The 17,258-nt window shown below is 66.9% G+C and carries 11 protein-coding genes, 1 tRNA gene and 1 pseudogene; all 13 read left to right on the top strand.

What is annotated here, in order from left to right:
- Window positions 1–1,079: pseudogene (gene tuf, locus CSC64_RS07230) on the top strand (elongation factor Tu); the annotation flags it as partial.
- Between the two features lie 160 nt (window positions 1,080–1,239).
- Window positions 1,240–1,315: transfer RNA gene (locus CSC64_RS07235), tRNA-Trp, on the top strand.
- An 86-nt stretch (window positions 1,316–1,401) separates the two neighbouring features.
- Window positions 1,402–1,809 carry a preprotein translocase subunit SecE gene (gene secE / locus CSC64_RS07240; protein WP_162434657.1) on the top strand — a complete coding sequence of 136 codons (408 nt, stop codon included), beginning with the start codon at window positions 1,402–1,404 and terminating at the stop codon, window positions 1,807–1,809.
- 13 nt (window positions 1,810–1,822) lie between these two features.
- A complete protein-coding gene (gene nusG / locus CSC64_RS07245) occupies window positions 1,823–2,380 on the top strand; it encodes a transcription termination/antitermination protein NusG (RefSeq protein WP_162434658.1) in 558 nt (185 codons plus the stop codon).
- A gap of 223 nt (window positions 2,381–2,603) precedes the next feature.
- Window positions 2,604–3,032, top strand: a complete 429-nt coding sequence (gene rplK, locus CSC64_RS07250; protein WP_162434659.1) for a 50S ribosomal protein L11 — start codon at window positions 2,604–2,606, stop codon at window positions 3,030–3,032.
- Between the two features lie 4 nt (window positions 3,033–3,036).
- Window positions 3,037–3,735, top strand: coding sequence for a 50S ribosomal protein L1 (gene rplA / locus CSC64_RS07255; RefSeq protein ID WP_162434660.1), 699 nt, complete (start codon window positions 3,037–3,039; stop codon window positions 3,733–3,735).
- Window positions 3,736–4,103: 368 nt separating this feature from the next.
- A complete protein-coding gene (gene rplJ, locus CSC64_RS07260) occupies window positions 4,104–4,634 on the top strand; it encodes a 50S ribosomal protein L10 (protein ID WP_162434661.1) in 531 nt (176 codons plus the stop codon).
- Window positions 4,635–4,688: 54 nt separating this feature from the next.
- A complete protein-coding gene (gene rplL / locus CSC64_RS07265; RefSeq protein WP_162376517.1) occupies window positions 4,689–5,063 on the top strand; it encodes a 50S ribosomal protein L7/L12 in 375 nt (124 codons plus the stop codon).
- A gap of 263 nt (window positions 5,064–5,326) precedes the next feature.
- The gene (gene rpoB, locus CSC64_RS07270) at window positions 5,327–9,481 is read left to right on the top strand and encodes a DNA-directed RNA polymerase subunit beta (RefSeq protein WP_162434662.1); all 4,155 of its coding nucleotides are present in this window, start codon (window positions 5,327–5,329) and stop codon (window positions 9,479–9,481) included.
- 91 nt (window positions 9,482–9,572) lie between these two features.
- The gene (rpoC, locus tag CSC64_RS07275) at window positions 9,573–13,802 is read left to right on the top strand and encodes a DNA-directed RNA polymerase subunit beta' (protein WP_162434663.1); all 4,230 of its coding nucleotides are present in this window, start codon (window positions 9,573–9,575) and stop codon (window positions 13,800–13,802) included.
- Between the two features lie 238 nt (window positions 13,803–14,040).
- Window positions 14,041–14,415: a 30S ribosomal protein S12 gene (gene rpsL / locus CSC64_RS07280; protein ID WP_013536001.1), complete on the top strand. Its 375-nt coding sequence runs from the start codon at window positions 14,041–14,043 to the stop codon at window positions 14,413–14,415.
- Between the two features lie 16 nt (window positions 14,416–14,431).
- Window positions 14,432–14,899 (top strand): 30S ribosomal protein S7, encoded by a 468-nt coding sequence (rpsG, locus tag CSC64_RS07285; RefSeq protein WP_162434664.1) that lies wholly within the window; start codon window positions 14,432–14,434, stop codon window positions 14,897–14,899.
- Window positions 14,900–15,031: 132 nt separating this feature from the next.
- Window positions 15,032–17,161, top strand: coding sequence for an elongation factor G (gene fusA, locus CSC64_RS07290; protein ID WP_162434665.1), 2,130 nt, complete (start codon window positions 15,032–15,034; stop codon window positions 17,159–17,161).
- Window positions 17,162–17,258 lie beyond the last annotated feature (97 nt).

The raw sequence follows: 17,258 nt of genomic DNA on the forward strand, positions 1-17,258 counted from the left end.
GAGCGTTTCGGCGGCGAGTTCAAGGCGTACGACGCGATCGACGCGGCGCCGGAAGAGAAGGCGCGCGGGATCACGATTTCGACCGCGCACGTGGAATACGAGTCCCCGACGCGCCACTACGCGCACGTGGACTGCCCGGGCCACGCCGACTACGTGAAGAACATGATCACCGGTGCGGCGCAGATGGACGGTGCGATCCTGGTGTGCTCGGCGGCCGACGGCCCGATGCCGCAGACCCGCGAGCACATCCTGCTGTCGCGCCAGGTCGGCGTCCGTACATCGTGGTGTTCCTGAACAAGGCCGACATGGTGGACGACGCCGAGCTGCTGGAGCTGGTGGAGATGGAAGTCCGCGAGCTGCTGAGCAAGTACGACTTCCCGGGCGATGACACCCCGATCATCCACGGCTCGGCCCGCCTGGCGCTGGAAGGCGACCAGTCGGAGATCGGCGTGCCGGCGATCCTGAAGCTGGTGGACGCGCTGGATACGTTCATCCCGGAGCCGCAGCGCGACGTGGACAAGCCGTTCCTGATGCCGGTGGAAGACGTGTTCTCGATCTCCGGCCGCGGCACCGTGGTGACCGGGCGCATCGAGCGCGGCATCATCAAGGTGGGCGACGAAATCGAGATCGTGGGCATCCGCCCGACGCAGAAGACCACGGTCACCGGCGTGGAGATGTTCCGCAAGCTGCTGGACCAGGGCCAGGCGGGCGACAACGCGGGCCTGCTGCTGCGCGGCACCAAGCGTGACGACGTGGAGCGCGGCCAGGTGCTGGCCAAGCCCGGTTCGATCACCCCGCACACCGAGTTCGAGGCCGAGGTGTACGTGCTGTCGAAGGACGAGGGTGGCCGTCATACCCCGTTCTTCAAGGGCTACCGTCCGCAGTTCTACTTCCGCACCACCGACATCACCGGCGCGGTTCAGCTGCCGGAAGGCGTGGAGATGGTGATGCCGGGCGACAACATCAAGATGGTGGTCACCCTGATCAACCCGGTGGCGATGGACGAAGGCCTGCGCTTCGCGATCCGCGAAGGCGGCCGCACCGTCGGCGCCGGCGTCGTGGCCAAGATCATCAAGTAATGGACCGGCCCGGGCAGGCGCGAGCCTGCCCGGCTGCGTCGGTCCGCGATCCCCGCCCAGGCGTGGATCCAGTGGCTCCCACTGCAGGACTGACAGGCAAAGGCGGTCCGGAACCCCGGTCCGCCTTCGCCGTCTAAGGGAGCTGAAGGTTTCAACACGTACGCCAGTAGCTCAATTGGCAGAGCAGCGGTCTCCAAAACCGCAGGTTGGGGGTTCGAGTCCCTCCTGGCGTGCCACTTACCGAATGCGGTCGTCGGACGGCCGTTCTGCAAGAGATCGAGAAGTCCGCGCACGGATGGCGGGCTCCTGCGAGGGACTCGCATTGGCGAACAGCAAGATCAACCCGGCCCAGGCCGCTTCCGGCGGCGACATCGCCAAGTACGTCATCGCCGCCCTGCTGGCGATCGGTGGCCTGTTCGTCTGGTTCTGGTTCTCGGCGCCGGCGCGCGCCGCCCAGCTGGGCGAATGGGGTCCGCAGCTGCGTGGCCTGGCCGTGGTCGCCGGCCTGCTGGCCGCCACCGCGGTGTTCCTGGTTACGGCCAAGGGGCGCGACGTGCGCGAGTTCCTGTCCGAGTCGCGCTTCGAGCTGCGCAAGGTGGTCTGGCCGACCCGCCAGGAGACCACGCGCATGGCCTGGGTGGTAATCATCGTCGTGGTCATCGTCAGCCTGACGCTGGCCGGCTTCGATTTCGTGGTGCAGAAGGCCATCCAGTGGTTCCTGGGCCGTTGAGGAGAATGACGCAGTGAAGCGTTGGTACGTGGTTCATGCCTATTCCGGTTTCGAGAAGAGCGTCGCCCAGGCGCTGCGCGACCGCATCGTCCGCAACGGCATGGAAGACCGCTTCGGCGACGTCCTGGTGCCGACCGAGGAAGTGGTCGAGATGCGCGCCGGGCAGAAGCGCCGCTCCGAGCGCAAGTTCTTCCCGGGCTACGTGCTGGTCCAGATCGAGACCCACGACGAGGGCGGCATCCCGCGCATCGACAGCGAGAGCTGGCACCTGATCAAGGAGACCTCCAAGGTCATGGGCTTCATCGGCGGCACCGCCGACCGCCCGCTGCCGATCCGCGACGAAGAGGCCGACGCGATCCTGCAGCGCGTGCAGGAGGGCGTGGAGAAGCCCAAGCCCAAGGTCCTGTTCGAGCCCGGCCAGATGGTCCGGGTCACCGACGGCCCGTTCAACGACTTCAACGGCGTGGTCGAGGAAGTCAACTACGAGAAGAGCCGCCTGCGCGTGGCGGTGCTGATCTTCGGCCGCTCCACCCCGGTGGAGCTGGAATTCGGCCAGGTCGAGAAGGCCTGAGGCCGGCCGCGGCGGGCGCCGGACGGCGCCGCCCACGGGCCTGTAAAAACCTGTTATAATACGCGGCTCCCTGCCCGGGACAGCCGGGTATCCGCAATGGCCGCCGCACTGGCGGCCTTTGCCCGATCGGGGTTCGAGTTCAAGACGCGATGCCGGGACGCGTGATTTTCCCGGAACGATGGGGAGCCTGTGACCCAGGCGTCTGCACCCGGAGAGCATTGAAATGGCAAAGAAAGTAGTCGGTTACATCAAGCTGCAGGTGAAGGCCGGGCAGGCCAACCCCTCGCCGCCGGTCGGTCCGGCCCTGGGCCAGCGCGGCCTGAACATCATGGAGTTCTGCAAGGCGTTCAACGCGGCGACCTCCAAGCTCGAGCCGGGTCTGCCGACCCCGGTCATCATCACGGCCTACTCGGACCGTACCTTCACCTTCGTCACCAAGAGCACCCCGGCCACCGTGCTGCTCAAGAAGGCCGCCGGCATCACCTCCGGCTCCAAGCGCCCGAACACCGAGAAGGTGGGCAAGGTCACCCGCAAGCAGCTCGAGGACATCGCCAAGGCGAAGGAGCCCGACCTGACAGCGGCGGACCTGGATGCGGCTGTGCGCACCATCGCGGGCTCGGCCCGTTCGATGGGCCTGACGGTGGAGGGCTGAGGACATGGCACTGAACAAGCGACAGAAGGCGATCAAGGCTGCGGTCGAGCCGGGCAAGGCGTACTCCATCGACGAGGCGCTGAAGATCATCAAGGGCTTCACCAAGGCCAAGTTCGTCGAGGCCGTGGACGTGTCCGTCCGCCTGGGCGTTGACGCGAAGAAGTCCGACCAGCAGGTGCGCGGCTCGACCGTGCTGCCCGCGGGCACCGGCAAGACCGTGCGCGTGGCGGTGTTCGCCCCGGCCGGCGCCAAGGCCGACGAGGCCACCGCCGCCGGCGCCGAGGCCGTGGGCATGGACGACCTGGCCGAGAAGATGCTGGCCGGCGACCTGGACTACGACGTGGTCATCGCCACCCCGGACGCCATGCGCGTGGTCGGCAAGCTCGGCCAGGTGCTGGGCCCGCGCGGCCTGATGCCGAACCCGAAGGTCGGCACCGTGTCGCCGAACCCGGCCGAGGCGGTGAAGAACGCCAAGTCGGGCCAGGTCCGCTACCGCACCGACAAGGCCGGCATCATCCACACCACGATCGGCAAGGCCGATTTCGGCGATGACGCGCTGAAGTCCAACCTGCAGGCGCTGCTGCTGGACCTGATCAAGGCCAAGCCGGCGACCTCCAAGGGCCAGTACCTGCAGAAGATCTCGCTGAGCTCGACCATGGGCCCGGGCGTGACCGTCGACCAGGCCTCGCTGACCCTGAAGTAATCGTTTCACCCGTCCTGGCGCGCGAGCGCCAGGCGGCATTTTGAGGGCAGTCGCCGGTTCATCCCGGCGACAGCCGTCAAAGACCGCAGGCGCGGTCGGCGCACATCGACGACGGGCACGGATGCTCGCATTGGCAGGGAATCGCCGTCGATGCAGCGGGATCGCTTAATCGAAGGTCCGCGAGGACCCGAAACCTGCGCAGATGGTGCCGCCTTCTGGAAGTTTTACCGGTAGACCGATCCATTCGGGACTCCGGATCAGAAAGGCCAGCACCGGGATGCCCGAGGCATCCCCGGCGCGCACGGAAGGGCGCCGCCCAGGACCGCAAGCGGCAGGAGCCGCGAGCGGAGTTACTACGGAGGAGTGTTATGGCTCTCAATCTGTCCCAGAAGAAGGAAGTCGTCGCCGAACTGGCCGACGTCGCCGCCAAGGCGCACTCCCTGATCGCCGCCGAATACGCAGGCACCTCGGTCTCCCAGATGACCGCGATGCGCAAGAAGGCCCGCGAGAACGGCGTGTACTTGAAGGTTGTCAAGAACACGCTGGCCGCGCGCGCCATCGAAGGCACGGAGTTCGAGTGCACCAAGGATGCGCTCGTGGGTCCGCTGCTGTATGCGTTCTCGACCGAGGAGCCCGGCGCCGCCGGTCGCCTGATCAAGGAGTTCGCCAAGGGCAACGACAAGCTGCAGCCGAAGGTGGTCGCCGTCGGCGGCCAGCTGTACCCGGCCAGCCACGTCGAAGTCCTGGCCTCGCTGCCGACCCTCGACCAGGCCCTGGCCATGCTGGCCCGCGTCCTGGCCGAACCGGCCACCATGTTCGCCCGCGCGGTCAAGGCCGTCGCCGAGCAGCAGGGTGGTGGCGAAGCCGCCCCGGCCGAAGAGGCTCCGGCGGAAGCCTGAGTCGCGTCGACGATTTCCCTTTCCCTTTAGATAAACATCCAGAAGGTAATCACAATGTCCCTTTCCAACGAGCAGATCGTCGAAGCCATCGCCGGCAAGACCCTGATGGAAGTGATGGAGCTGGTCAAGGCCATCGAAGAGAAGTTCGGCGTCTCCGCCGCCGCCCCGGTCGCCGTGGCCGCCGGCCCGGCCGCCGCCGCCGCCCCGGTCGAGGAGCAGACCGAGTTCACCGTCGTGCTGAAGGCCGCCGGCGAGAAGAAGGTCGAGGTCATCAAGGCCGTCCGCGCCATCACCGGCCTGGGCCTGAAGGAAGCCAAGGACCTGGTCGAAGGCGCCCCGAAGGACGTCAAGGAAGGCGTGTCGAAGGACGACGCCGCCAAGTTCAAGAAGGACCTGGAAGCCGCCGGCGCCACCGTCGAGCTCAAGTAAGCGACACCTTGCATCGCCGGCATACTCGGTGATGCGCGAAGGCTGGGGGCGAAAGCCCCCGGCCTTTGGTCGTTCCGGAGCCGCGGGCTCCAGGCGGCCGCAAGCAACAGGAAACCCAGTCTCACGCACATGCGGAGCTGGTAGTCGGAAGTAGCGGGATAGGGCGTGCTGGTGCCGGCAATACCAGCGACTACCGACTGACAGCTTCATGTTCCCCCCGGTCCGCGGACGCGCGGCCCGCACTGCCAAAGGTGGTACACCCAATGACGACGTACTCGTTCACCGAGAAGAAGCGCATCCGCAAGGATTTCGGCAAGCAGCGCTCGATCCTCGAGGTGCCGTTCCTGCTGGCCATCCAGGTCGACTCGTACCGCGAGTTCCTGCAGGCCGACACCGACCCGGCCAAGCGCCGCGACACCGGCCTGCACGCCGCCCTGAAGTCGGTGTTCCCGATCTCCAGCTACAGCGGCAACGCCGCCCTGGAATACGTCGGCTACAAGCTCGGCGAGCCGGTGTTCGACGAGCGCGAGTGCCGCAACCGCGGCCTGTCCTACGGCGCCCCGCTGCGGGTGACCGTGCGCCTGGTGATCTACGACCGCGAGTCGTCGACCAAGGCGATCAAGTACGTGAAGGAGCAGGAGGTCTACCTCGGCGAGATCCCGCTGATGACCGAGCACGGCACCTTCATCGTCAACGGCACCGAGCGCGTAATCGTCTCGCAGCTGCACCGTTCGCCGGGCGTGTTCTTCGACCACGACCGCGGCAAGACCCACAGCTCGGGCAAGCTGCTGTACAGCGCCCGCATCATCCCCTACCGCGGCTCCTGGCTGGACTTCGAGTTCGACCCGAAGGACGCGCTGTACACCCGCATCGACCGTCGCCGCAAGCTGCCGGTGACGATCCTGCTGCGCGCGCTGGGCTACAACAACGAAGAGATGCTGCGTGCGTTCTTCGAGATCAACACCTTCCACATCGACCCGAACGAAGGCGTGCAGCTGGAGCTGGTGGCCGAGCGCCTGCGCGGCGAGACGCTGAACTTCGACCTGGCCGACGGCGAGAAGGTCATCGTGGAAGCCGGAAAGCGCATTACCGCGCGCCACGTGCGCCAGCTGGAGCAGTCGCAGATCGCCGCGCTGGCGGTGCCGGACGAGTACCTGCTCGGCCGCATCCTGGCCCATGACGTGGTCGACGCCAACACCGGCGAGCTGCTGGCTTCGGCCAACGACGAGATCACCGACGAGCAGCTGGCCGCCTTCCGCAAGGCCGGCGTCGCCGCCGTGGGCACGCTGTGGGTCAACGACCTGGACCGCGGCCCGTACCTGTCCAACACCCTGCGCATCGACCCGAGCCGCACCCAGCTCGAGGCGCTGGTCGAGATCTACCGGATGATGCGTCCGGGCGAGCCGCCGACCAAGGAAGCCGCGCAGAACCTGTTCCACAACCTGTTCTTCACCTTCGAGCGCTACGACCTGTCGGCCGTGGGCCGGATGAAGTTCAACCGCCGCGTCGGCCGCAAGGACGTGCTCGGCCCGTCGGTGCTGTTCGATTCCAAGTACTTCGGCGAGCGCAACGACGAGGAGTCCAAGCGGCTGGTCGCAGCGCAGGGCGCCACCTCCGACATCCTCGACGTGCTCAACGTGCTGACCGAGATCCGCAACGGCCGTGGCACCGTGGACGACATCGACCACCTCGGTAACCGTCGTGTGCGTTCGGTCGGCGAAATGGCCGAGAACGTGTTCCGCGTGGGCCTGGTCCGCGTCGAGCGCGCGGTGAAGGAGCGCCTGTCGATGGCGGAGTCGGAAGGCCTGACCCCGCAGGAGCTGATCAACGCGAAACCCGTCGCCGCCGCGATCAAGGAGTTCTTCGGCTCCTCGCAGCTGTCGCAGTTCATGGACCAGAACAACCCGCTGTCGGAAGTCACCCACAAGCGCCGCGTCTCGGCGCTGGGCCCGGGCGGCCTGACCCGCGAGCGCGCCGGCTTCGAAGTGCGCGACGTGCACCCGACCCACTACGGCCGCGTCTGCACCATCGAAACCCCGGAAGGCCCGAACATCGGCCTGATCAACTCGCTGGCGGTGTTCGCCCGCACCAACCAGTACGGCTTCCTGGAGACGCCGTACCGCAAGGTCGTGGACGGCCGCATCACCGACGAGGTCGACTACCTGTCGGCGATCGAGGAGAACGAGTACGTCATCGCCCAGGTCAACGCTGCCCACGACAAGGACGGCCGCCTGACCGAGGCCTTCGCCCCGGTCCGCTACCAGGGCGAGTCGCTGCTGAAGCCGGCGTCCGAGATCCATTACATGGACGTGTCGCCGATGCAGACCGTGTCGGTCGCCGCGGCGCTGGTGCCGTTCCTGGAGCACGACGACGCCAACCGCGCGCTGATGGGCGCGAACATGCAGCGCCAGGCCGTGCCGACCCTGCGTTCGCAGACCCCGCTGGTGGGCACCGGCATCGAGCGCGCCGTGGCGCGCGACTCGGGCGTGACCGTGAACGCCCGCCGCGGCGGCGTGATCGAGCAGGTCGACGCCGGCCGCATCGTGGTCAAGGTCAACGAGGTGGAGATCTCCGGCGAGCACGATGCCGGCGTCGACATCTACACCCTGACCAAGTACACCCGCTCCAACCAGAACACCTGCATCAACCAGACCCCGCTGGTGCACGTGGGCGACGTGGTGGCGCGCGGCGACGTGCTGGCGGACGGTCCGTCCACCGACATCGGCGAGCTGGCCCTGGGCCAGAACATGCTGATCGCGTTCATGCCGTGGAACGGCTACAACTTCGAGGACTCGATCCTGCTGTCCGAGCGGGTGGTCCAGGAAGACCGCTACACCACGATCCACATCGAGGAACTGACCTGTGCGGCCCGCGACACCAAGCTGGGCCCGGAGGAGATCACCGCCGACATCCCCAACGTGTCCGAGCAGGCGCTCGGCCGCCTGGACGAGTCGGGCGTGGTCTACATCGGCGCCGAGGTCCGCGCCGGCGACATCCTGGTCGGCAAGGTCACGCCGAAGGGCGAGAGCCAGCTGACTCCGGAAGAGAAGCTGCTGCGCGCGATCTTCGGCGAGAAGGCTTCGGACGTTAAGGACAGCTCGCTGCGCGTGCCCCCGGGCATGGACGGCACCGTCATCGACGTCCAGGTCTTCACCCGCGACGGCATCGAGAAGGACAAGCGCGCCAAGCAGATCGAAGAGAGCGAGATCAAGCGCGTCAAGAAGGACTTCGACGACCAGTTCCGGATCCTGGAAGCGGCGATCTACGCGCGCCTGCGCTCGCAGATCGTGGGCAAGGTCGCCAACGGCGGCCCGGGCCTGAAGAAGGGCGACAGCCTCACCGACGCCTACCTGGACGGCCTGAAGAAGTCCGACTGGTTCCTGCTGCGGATGAAGGACGAGGACGCCTCGGAAGCCATCGAGCGCGCGCAGAAGCAGATCGCCGCGCACGAGAAGGAGTTCGAGCGCCGCTTCGACGACAAGCGCGGCAAGATCACCCAGGGCGACGACCTCGCCCCGGGCGTGCTGAAGATGGTCAAGGTGTTCCTGGCGGTGAAGCGCCGCATCCAGCCGGGCGACAAGATGGCCGGCCGCCACGGCAACAAGGGCGTGGTGTCGAACGTCGTCCCGGTCGAGGACATGCCGTACATGGCCTCGGGCGAGTCGGTGGACATCGTCCTCAACCCGCTGGGCGTGCCTTCGCGAATGAACATCGGCCAGATCCTGGAAGTGCACCTGGGCTGGGCGGCCAAGGGCCTGGGTCGCAAGATCCAGCGCATGCTGGAGGCCCAGGCCGCGGTCAAGGACCTGCGCAAGTTCCTCGAGGACATCTACAACCACGACCGCACCGCGGTCGGCGAGCGGGTGGACCTGTCGCAGTTCAGCGACGAGGAGCTGCTGGGCATGGCGAAGAACCTGACCAATGGCGTGCCGATGGCGACCCCGGTGTTCGACGGCGCCAGCGAGGCCGAGATCAAGCGCATGCTCGAGCTGGCCGAACTGCCCAGCAGCGGCCAGACCGTGCTGCACGACGGCCGCACCGGCGAGGCGTTCGAGCGCGAGGTGACCGTCGGCTACATGCACTACCTGAAGCTCAACCACCTGGTCGACGACAAGATGCACGCCCGTTCGACCGGCCCGTACTCGCTCGTCACCCAGCAGCCGCTGGGCGGCAAGGCGCAGTTCGGCGGCCAGCGCTTCGGCGAAATGGAAGTCTGGGCGCTGGAAGCCTACGGCGCGGCCTACACCCTGCAGGAAATGCTGACGGTGAAGTCCGACGACGTGCAGGGCCGCAACCAGATGTACAAGAACATCGTCGACGGCAACCACGAGATGGTCGCCGGCATGCCGGAGTCCTTCAACGTGCTCGTGAAGGAAATCCGCTCGCTGGCCATCAACATGGAGTTGGAGGACGAGTAAGGCGCGTGGCGGCCGCCCGCAACCCGGGCCAGGCCGCCGCGATCCCGCATCGAACCGCCAAACACGCCTTCACTCCTGACGGAGACATGAAATGAAAGACCTGCTCAACCTCTTCAACCAGCAGCGCCAGACGCTGGACTTCGACGCGATCAAGATCGCGCTGGCTTCGCCCGACCTGATCCGCTCGTGGTCGTTCGGCGAGGTGAAGAAGCCCGAGACGATCAACTACCGCACCTTCAAGCCCGAGCGCGACGGCCTGTTCTGCGCCGCCATCTTCGGCCCGATCAAGGACTACGAGTGCCTGTGCGGCAAGTACAAGCGCATGAAGCACCGCGGCGTGGTCTGCGAGAAGTGCGGCACCGAGGTGACCCTGGCCAAGGTGCGCCGCGAGCGCATGGGCCACATCGACCTGGCCTCGCCGGTCGCGCACATCTGGTTCCTCAAGTCGCTGCCGTCGCGCATCGGCCTGATGCTGGACATGACCCTGCGCGACATCGAGCGGATCCTGTACTTCGAAGCGTTCGTGGTCACCGAGCCGGGCCTGACCCCGCTTGAGCGCCGCCAGCTGCTGACCGAGGAGCAGTACCTCACCGCGCGCCAGGAGCACGGCGACGACTTCGACGCCGCCATGGGCGCCGAGGCGATCTACGAGCTGCTGCGCACGATCGACCTGCAGGCCGAGATGGCCCGCCTGCGCGAGGAGATCGCCGCCACCGGTTCGGAGACCAAGCTCAAGCGCCTGACCAAGCGGATCAAGCTGGTCGAGGCGTTCATCGAGTCCGGCAACCGCCCGGAATGGATGGTCATGACCGTGTTGCCGGTGCTGCCGCCGGACCTGCGCCCGCTGGTCCCGCTGGACGGCGGCCGCTTCGCGACCTCCGACCTGAACGACCTGTACCGCCGCGTCATCAACCGCAACAACCGCCTGCGCCGCCTGCTGGAGCTCAACGCGCCCGACATCATCGTGCGCAACGAGAAGCGCATGCTGCAGGAGTCGGTCGACGCGCTGATGGACAATGGCCGCCGTGGCCGCGCCATCACCGGCACCAACAAGCGCCCGCTCAAGTCGCTGGCCGACATGATCAAGGGCAAGCAGGGCCGCTTCCGCCAGAACCTGCTCGGCAAGCGCGTGGACTACTCGGGTCGTTCGGTGATTGTCGTGGGCCCGTACCTGCGCCTGCACCAGTGCGGCCTGCCGAAGAAGATGGCGCTGGAGCTGTTCAAGCCGTTCGTGTTCGCCAAGCTGCAGCGTCGCGGCCTGGCCACCACGATCAAGGCCGCCAAGAAGCTGGTCGAGCGCGAAGAGGCCGACGTGTGGGACATCCTCGAAGAGGTGATCCGCGAGCACCCGGTGCTGCTGAACCGCGCCCCGACCCTGCACCGCCTGGGCATCCAGGCGTTCGAGCCGGTGCTGATCGAAGGCAAGGCGATCCAGCTGCACCCGCTGGTCTGCACCGCGTTCAACGCCGACTTCGACGGTGACCAGATGGCCGTGCACGTCCCGCTGAGCCTGGAGGCCCAGCTGGAAGCGCGCGCGCTGATGATGTCGACCAACAACATCCTCTCGCCCGCCAACGGCGAGCCAATCATCGTGCCGTCGCAGGACGTCGTGCTCGGCCTGTACTACATGACCCGCGCCCTCGAGAACAAGAAGGGCGAGGGCATGGCGTTCGCCAACGTGGCCGAGGTCAAGCGCGCCTACGACAACCGCGTGGTCGAGCTGCACGCCAAGGTCAAGGTCCGCATCGCCGAAGTCGTCACCGACGAGGCTGGCAACAAGGCGAGCAAGACCTCGATCGTGGACACCACGGTCGGCCGCGCCCTGCTGGCCGAGATCCTGCCGGAAGGCCTGCCGTTCGCGCTGGCCAACACCGATCTGAACAAGAAGGCGATCTCGCGCCTGATCAACTCCTGCTACCGCCAGCTCGGCCTGAAGGACACCGTGGTGTTCGCCGACCAGCTGATGTACACCGGCTTCGCCTACGCGACCCGCGCCGGCGTCTCGATCGGCATCGACGACATGCTGATCCCGCAGGAGAAGAAGGGCATCCTGACCGAGGCCGAGGCCGAGGTGCTGGAGATCCAGGAGCAGTACCAGAGCGGCCTGGTCACCGCCGGCGAGCGCTACAACAAGGTGGTCGACATCTGGTCGCGCACCAACGAGCGCATCGCCAAGGCGATGATGGACACCATCGGCACCGACAAGGTGGTCAACGCCAAGGGCGAGGCCATCGCGCAGAAGTCGATGAACTCGCTGTACATCATGGCCGACTCCGGCGCGCGTGGTTCGCAGGCACAGATCCGCCAGCTGGCCGGCATGCGCGGCCTGATGGCACGTCCGGACGGCTCGATCATCGAGACGCCGATCAAGGCCAACTTCCGCGAAGGCCTGAACGTGCAGGAGTACTTCAACTCCACCCACGGCGCGCGAAAGGGCCTGGCCGACACCGCGCTGAAGACCGCCAACTCCGGTTACCTGACCCGCCGCCTGGTCGACGTGGCCCAGGACGTGGTGATCACCGAGGTCGACTGCGGCACCGGCTACGGCCTGACCATGACCCCCATCGTCGAGGGCGGTGACGTGGTCGAGCCGCTGCGCGATCGCGTGCTGGGCCGCGTTGTGGCCGAAGACGTGTTCCTGCCGGGCAACGACGAGGATCCGATCGTCACCCGCAACACCCTGCTCGACGAGGGCTGGGTGCAGAAGCTGGAAGACGCCGGCGTGCAGTCGATCAAGGTCCGCTCGACCATCACCTGCGAATCCTCGTTCGGCGTGTGCTCGCAGTGCTACGGTCGCGACCTGGCCCGTGGCCACATCGTCAACATCGGCGAGGCGGTCGGCGTCATCGCCGCGCAGTCGATCGGCGAGCCGGGCACCCAGCTGACCATGCGTACGTTCCACATCGGCGGCGCGGCTTCGCGTGCGGCGGCGGTGGACAACATCACGGTCAAGACCACCGGTTCGGTGAAGTTCACCAACCTCAAGTCGGTGGACCACAGCAACGGCACCCTGGTCGCGGTGTCGCGTTCGGGCGAGATCTCCGTGCTCGACCCGCACGGCCGTGAGCGCGAGCGCTACAAGCTGCCGTACGGCGCGACCATCAGCGTCAAGGACGGCGCCGAGGTCAAGGCCGGCCAGTCGGTCGCCAACTGGGATCCGCACAACCACCCGATCGTGTCGGAAGTGGCTGGCTTCGTCCGCTTCGTGGACTTCGTGGATGGCGTCACCGTCATCGAGAAGACCGACGAGCTGACCGGCCTGGCCTCGCGCGAGATCACCGATCCCAAGCGCCGCGGCACCCAGGGCAAGGACCTGCGTCCGCTGGTCCGCATCGTCGACAAGGACGGCAAGGACCTGACCATCCCGGGCACCGACCTGCCGGCGCAGTACCTGCTGCCGCCGCGCTCGCTGGTGAACCTGCAGGATGGGGCGCCGGTCGGCGTGGGCGATGTGGTCGCCAAGATCCCGCAGGAAGCGTCCAAGACCCGCGACATCACTGGCGGTCTGCCGCGCGTGGCCGACCTGTTCGAAGCGCGCAAGCCGAAGGATCCGGCGATCCTGGCCGAGCGTTCGGGCGTGGTCAGCTTCGGCAAGGACACCAAGGGCAAGCAGCGCCTGATCATCAAGGACAACGAGGGCGGCGAGCACGAGGAGCTGATCCCGAAGTACCGCCAGATCATCGTGTTCGAAGGCGAGCACGTGACCAAGGGCGAGACCGTGGTGGACGGCGAGCCGAGCCCGCAGGACATCCTGCGCCTGCTGGGCATCGAGCCGCTGGCGGCCTACCTGGTCAAGGAGATCCAGGACGTGTACCGCCTGCAGGGCGTGAAGATCAACGACAAGCACATCGAGGTGATCACCCGCCAGATGCTGCGCAAGGTCGAGATCGCCGACCAGGGCGATTCGAAGTTCCTCAACGGCGAGCAGGTCGAGCGCCAGCGCGTGATCGAGGAGAATTCCCGCCTGGTCGGCCGCAACGAGCTGCCGGCGAAGTTCGACCCGGTGCTGCTGGGCATCACCAAGGCCTCGCTGGCGACCGAGTCGTTCATCTCCGCGGCCTCGTTCCAGGAGACCACCCGCGTGCTGACCGAGGCCGCCGTGCGCGGTACCCGCGACAGCCTGCGCGGCCTGAAGGAGAACGTGATCGTCGGCCGCCTGATCCCGGCCGGCACCGGCCTGGCGTACCACAGCCAGCGCCGTCGCACCGCCTCTGGTCTCACGGAGGCTGAGATCGCCGCACTGTCGGGTGGTGCCGAGGCTGTGGCCGAAGCGCCGGTCGAGGCCGCGGCCGTCGCCGACGAGGGCACCGCGGGCGAGTGAGCAGTGCCTCCCGGGCCGCCAGGCCCGGGGCAGGGCGGGGAAGGATCCCCGCCGCGAGGTCCCCGGCCCGGCCCGTCCGGCTGCCGGGGGCTGAACCCACGGAAGGGGCTCGGTTGACGCGATTTCCGCGCGGCCGCTATACTCCCGCTTCTCGGCAGGCCGTCCTTCGGCCTGCCGTCGTTTTCATGTTCCTTCCGGCCCCCACCGATGCGGGGCCCCAAGCAGAAGAACCTTACCAATGGCGACTATCAACCAGCTGGTCCGCAAGCCGCGGCAGGCGGAAACCTACAAGAGCGCCTCGCCGGCGCTGGAAAAGTGCCCGCAGCGCCGTGGCGTCTGCACGCGCGTGTACACCACCACCCCGAAGAAGCCGAACTCGGCCCTGCGCAAGGTCGCCAAGGTCCGCCTGACCAATGGCTACGAGGTCATTTCGTACATCGGCGGCGAAGGCCACAACCTGCAGGAGCACTCGGTTGTCCTGATCCGCGGTGGCCGCGTCAAGGACCTCCCGGGTGTCCGTTACCACACCGTCCGCGGCTCGCTTGACGCCGCCGGCGTGACCAAGCGTCGCCAGGGCCGTTCGAAGTACGGCGCCAAGCGCCCGAAGAGCTGATTGAGGAAGTCACGACATGTCCCGTAAAGGTTCCACCCCCCAGCGCGCCGTCCTTCCCGATCCGAAGCACGGGAGCGAGACCATCGCCCGCTTCATCAACATGGTGATGAAGAGCGGCAAGAAGTCGATTGCCGAGAACATCGTGTACGACGCGATGGACGTCATCGGCCAGAAGAATCCCAACTCGATCGAAGTCGTGCAGAAGGCGCTCGACAACGTGTCGCCGTCCGTCGAGGTCAAGTCGCGTCGCGTCGGCGGTGCCACCTACCAGGTGCCGGTCGAAGTGCGTTCCTCGCGTCGCCTGGCCCTGTCCATGCGCTGGCTGATCGATTCGGCGCGCAAGCGCGGCGAGAACACCATGGCCCGCAAGCTGGCCGCCGAGCTGCTCGACGCCTCGGAAAACCGTGGCGGCGCGATCAAGAAGCGCGAAGAGACGCACCGCATGGCCGAGGCCAACAAGGCCTTCGCGCACTACCGCTGGTGATTCCCGCGGGCCCGTGACCGGGCCCGCGCGACCAGCCCGGGCGGCGCGGCAGGCTCCGCGCCCCCCGTCGAACGGAAGCCGGCGCCGCGCGCCGCTCCGCCTCCAGAAGCCCCAAGCAAACGAGAGATTCCCGTGGCTCGCACCACTCCCATCGAGCGTTACCGCAACTTCGGCATCATGGCCCACATCGATGCCGGCAAGACCACGACGTCCGAGCGCATCCTGTTCTACACCGGCAAGAGCCACAAGATCGGTGAAGTGCACGACGGCGCCGCGACCATGGACTGGATGGAGCAGGAGCAGGAGCGTGGCATCACGATCCAGTCCGCCGCCACGACCGCGTTCTGGAAGGGCATGGACAAGTCCCTGCCGGAGCATCGCTTCAACATCATCGACACCCCGGGGCACGTCGACTTCACCATCGAGGTCGAGCGTTCGCTGCGCGTGCTCGACGGCGCGGTGTTCGTGCTGTGCGCCGTGGGCGGCGTGCAGCCGCAGTCGGAAACCGTGTGGCGCCAGGCCAACAAGTACCACGTGCCGCGCATCGCGTTCGTCAACAAGATGGACCGCACCGGCGCCAACTTCTACAAGGTCCGCGACCAGCTGAAGTCGCGCCTGGGCGCGGTGCCGGTGCCGATGCAGGTGCCGATCGGCGCCGAGGACGGCTTCGAGGGCGTGGTCGACCTGCTGAAGATGAAGGCGATCCACTGGGATACCGCCTCGCAGGGCCTGTCCTTCGAGTACCGCGACATCCCGGCCGAGCTGCAGGCGAAGGCCGAGGAAGAGCGCGCGTTCATGGTCGAGTCCGCGGCCGAGGCCAACGAAGACCTGATGAACAAGTACCTCGAAGAGGGCGACCTCACCGAGGCGGAGGTCATCGGCGGCCTGCGCGCGCGCACGCTGAACACCGAGATCGTGCCGATGTTCTGCGGCACCGCGTTCAAGAACAAGGGCGTGCAGGCCATGCTCGACGGCGTGGTCAACCTGCTGCCGTCGCCGGTCGACGTGCCGGCGGTGAAGGGCGTGGACGTTGACGACGAGACCAGGGAGCTGACCCGCGAATCCAGCGACAAGGCCCCGTTCTCGGCGCTGGCGTTCAAGATCATGACCGATCCGTTCGTGGGTTCGCTGACCTTCTTCCGCGTCTACTCCGGCACCCTCAACGCCGGCGACGCCGTGCTGAACTCGGTCAAGGGCAAGAAGGAGCGCATCGGCCGCCTGCTGCAGATGCATTCCAACAACCGCGACGAGATCAAGGAAGTGCTGGCCGGCGACATCGCCGCCGCGGTGGGCCTGAAGGACGTCACCACCGGCGACACCCTGTGCGCGCAGGACGCGCCGATCATCCTGGAGCGCATGGCGTTCCCGGAGCCGGTGATCTCGATGGCGGTCGAGCCGAAGACCAAGTCCGACCAGGAGAAGATGGGCAACGCCCTGAGCCGCCTGGCACAGGAAGACCCGTCGTTCCGCGTCAAGACCGACGAGGAGTCGGGCCAGACGATCATCTCGGGCATGGGCGAGCTGCACCTGGACATCATCGTTGACCGCATGAAGCGCGAGTTCAACGTCGAGGCCAACGTCGGCAAGCCGCAGGTCGCGTACCGCGAGACCATCCGCCTGAGCGACGTCAAGTCGGACTACAAGCACGCCAAGCAGTCGGGCGGCAAGGGCCAGTACGGCCACGTCGTGATCGAGCTGTCGCCGCTGACCCAGGAAGATCGCGAGAAGTACGCCGCCGACATCAAGGACGACTTCCTGTTCCTCAACGAGATCACCGGTGGCGTGATCCCAAAGGAATTCATCCCGTCGGTCGAGAAGGGCATGCGCGAGACCATCACCAGCGGTCCGCTGGCCGGCTTCCCGGTCGTGGGCGTGAAGGTGAAGCTGGTGTTCGGCTCGTACCACGACGTCGACTCCTCGGAAATGGCGTTCAAGCTGGCCGCCTCGATGGCGTTCAAGCAGGGCTTCGCCAAGGCCCGTCCGGTGCTGCTCGAGCCGATCATGAAGGTCGAGATCGTCAGCCCGGAGGATTACCTGGGCGACGTGATGGGCGACGTGAGCCGCCGCCGCGGCGTGCTCCAGGGCCAGGACGACAGCCCGTCGGGCAAGATCATCAACGCGCAGATCCCGCTGGGCGAGATGTTCGGCTACGCGACCTCGCTGCGTTCGATGAGCCAGGGCCGCGCGACCTTCTCGATGGAGTTCGACCACTACGAGGAAGCGCCGAACAACATCGCCGAGACGGTGATCAAGAAGGCGTAAGGCTTAGTGCGCCCGTCCATGGGCGCGGAAGCAGAATCAAGAAGCGGCCATCCGTGGCCGCACTTCCCAAAAGAAGCAGTTTCCCAAGTTAGAGAGA

Source organism: Pseudoxanthomonas koreensis, assembly GCF_010093225.1.
In the GTDB taxonomy this organism is placed as follows: Bacteria; Pseudomonadota; Gammaproteobacteria; order Xanthomonadales; family Xanthomonadaceae; genus Pseudoxanthomonas; species Pseudoxanthomonas koreensis.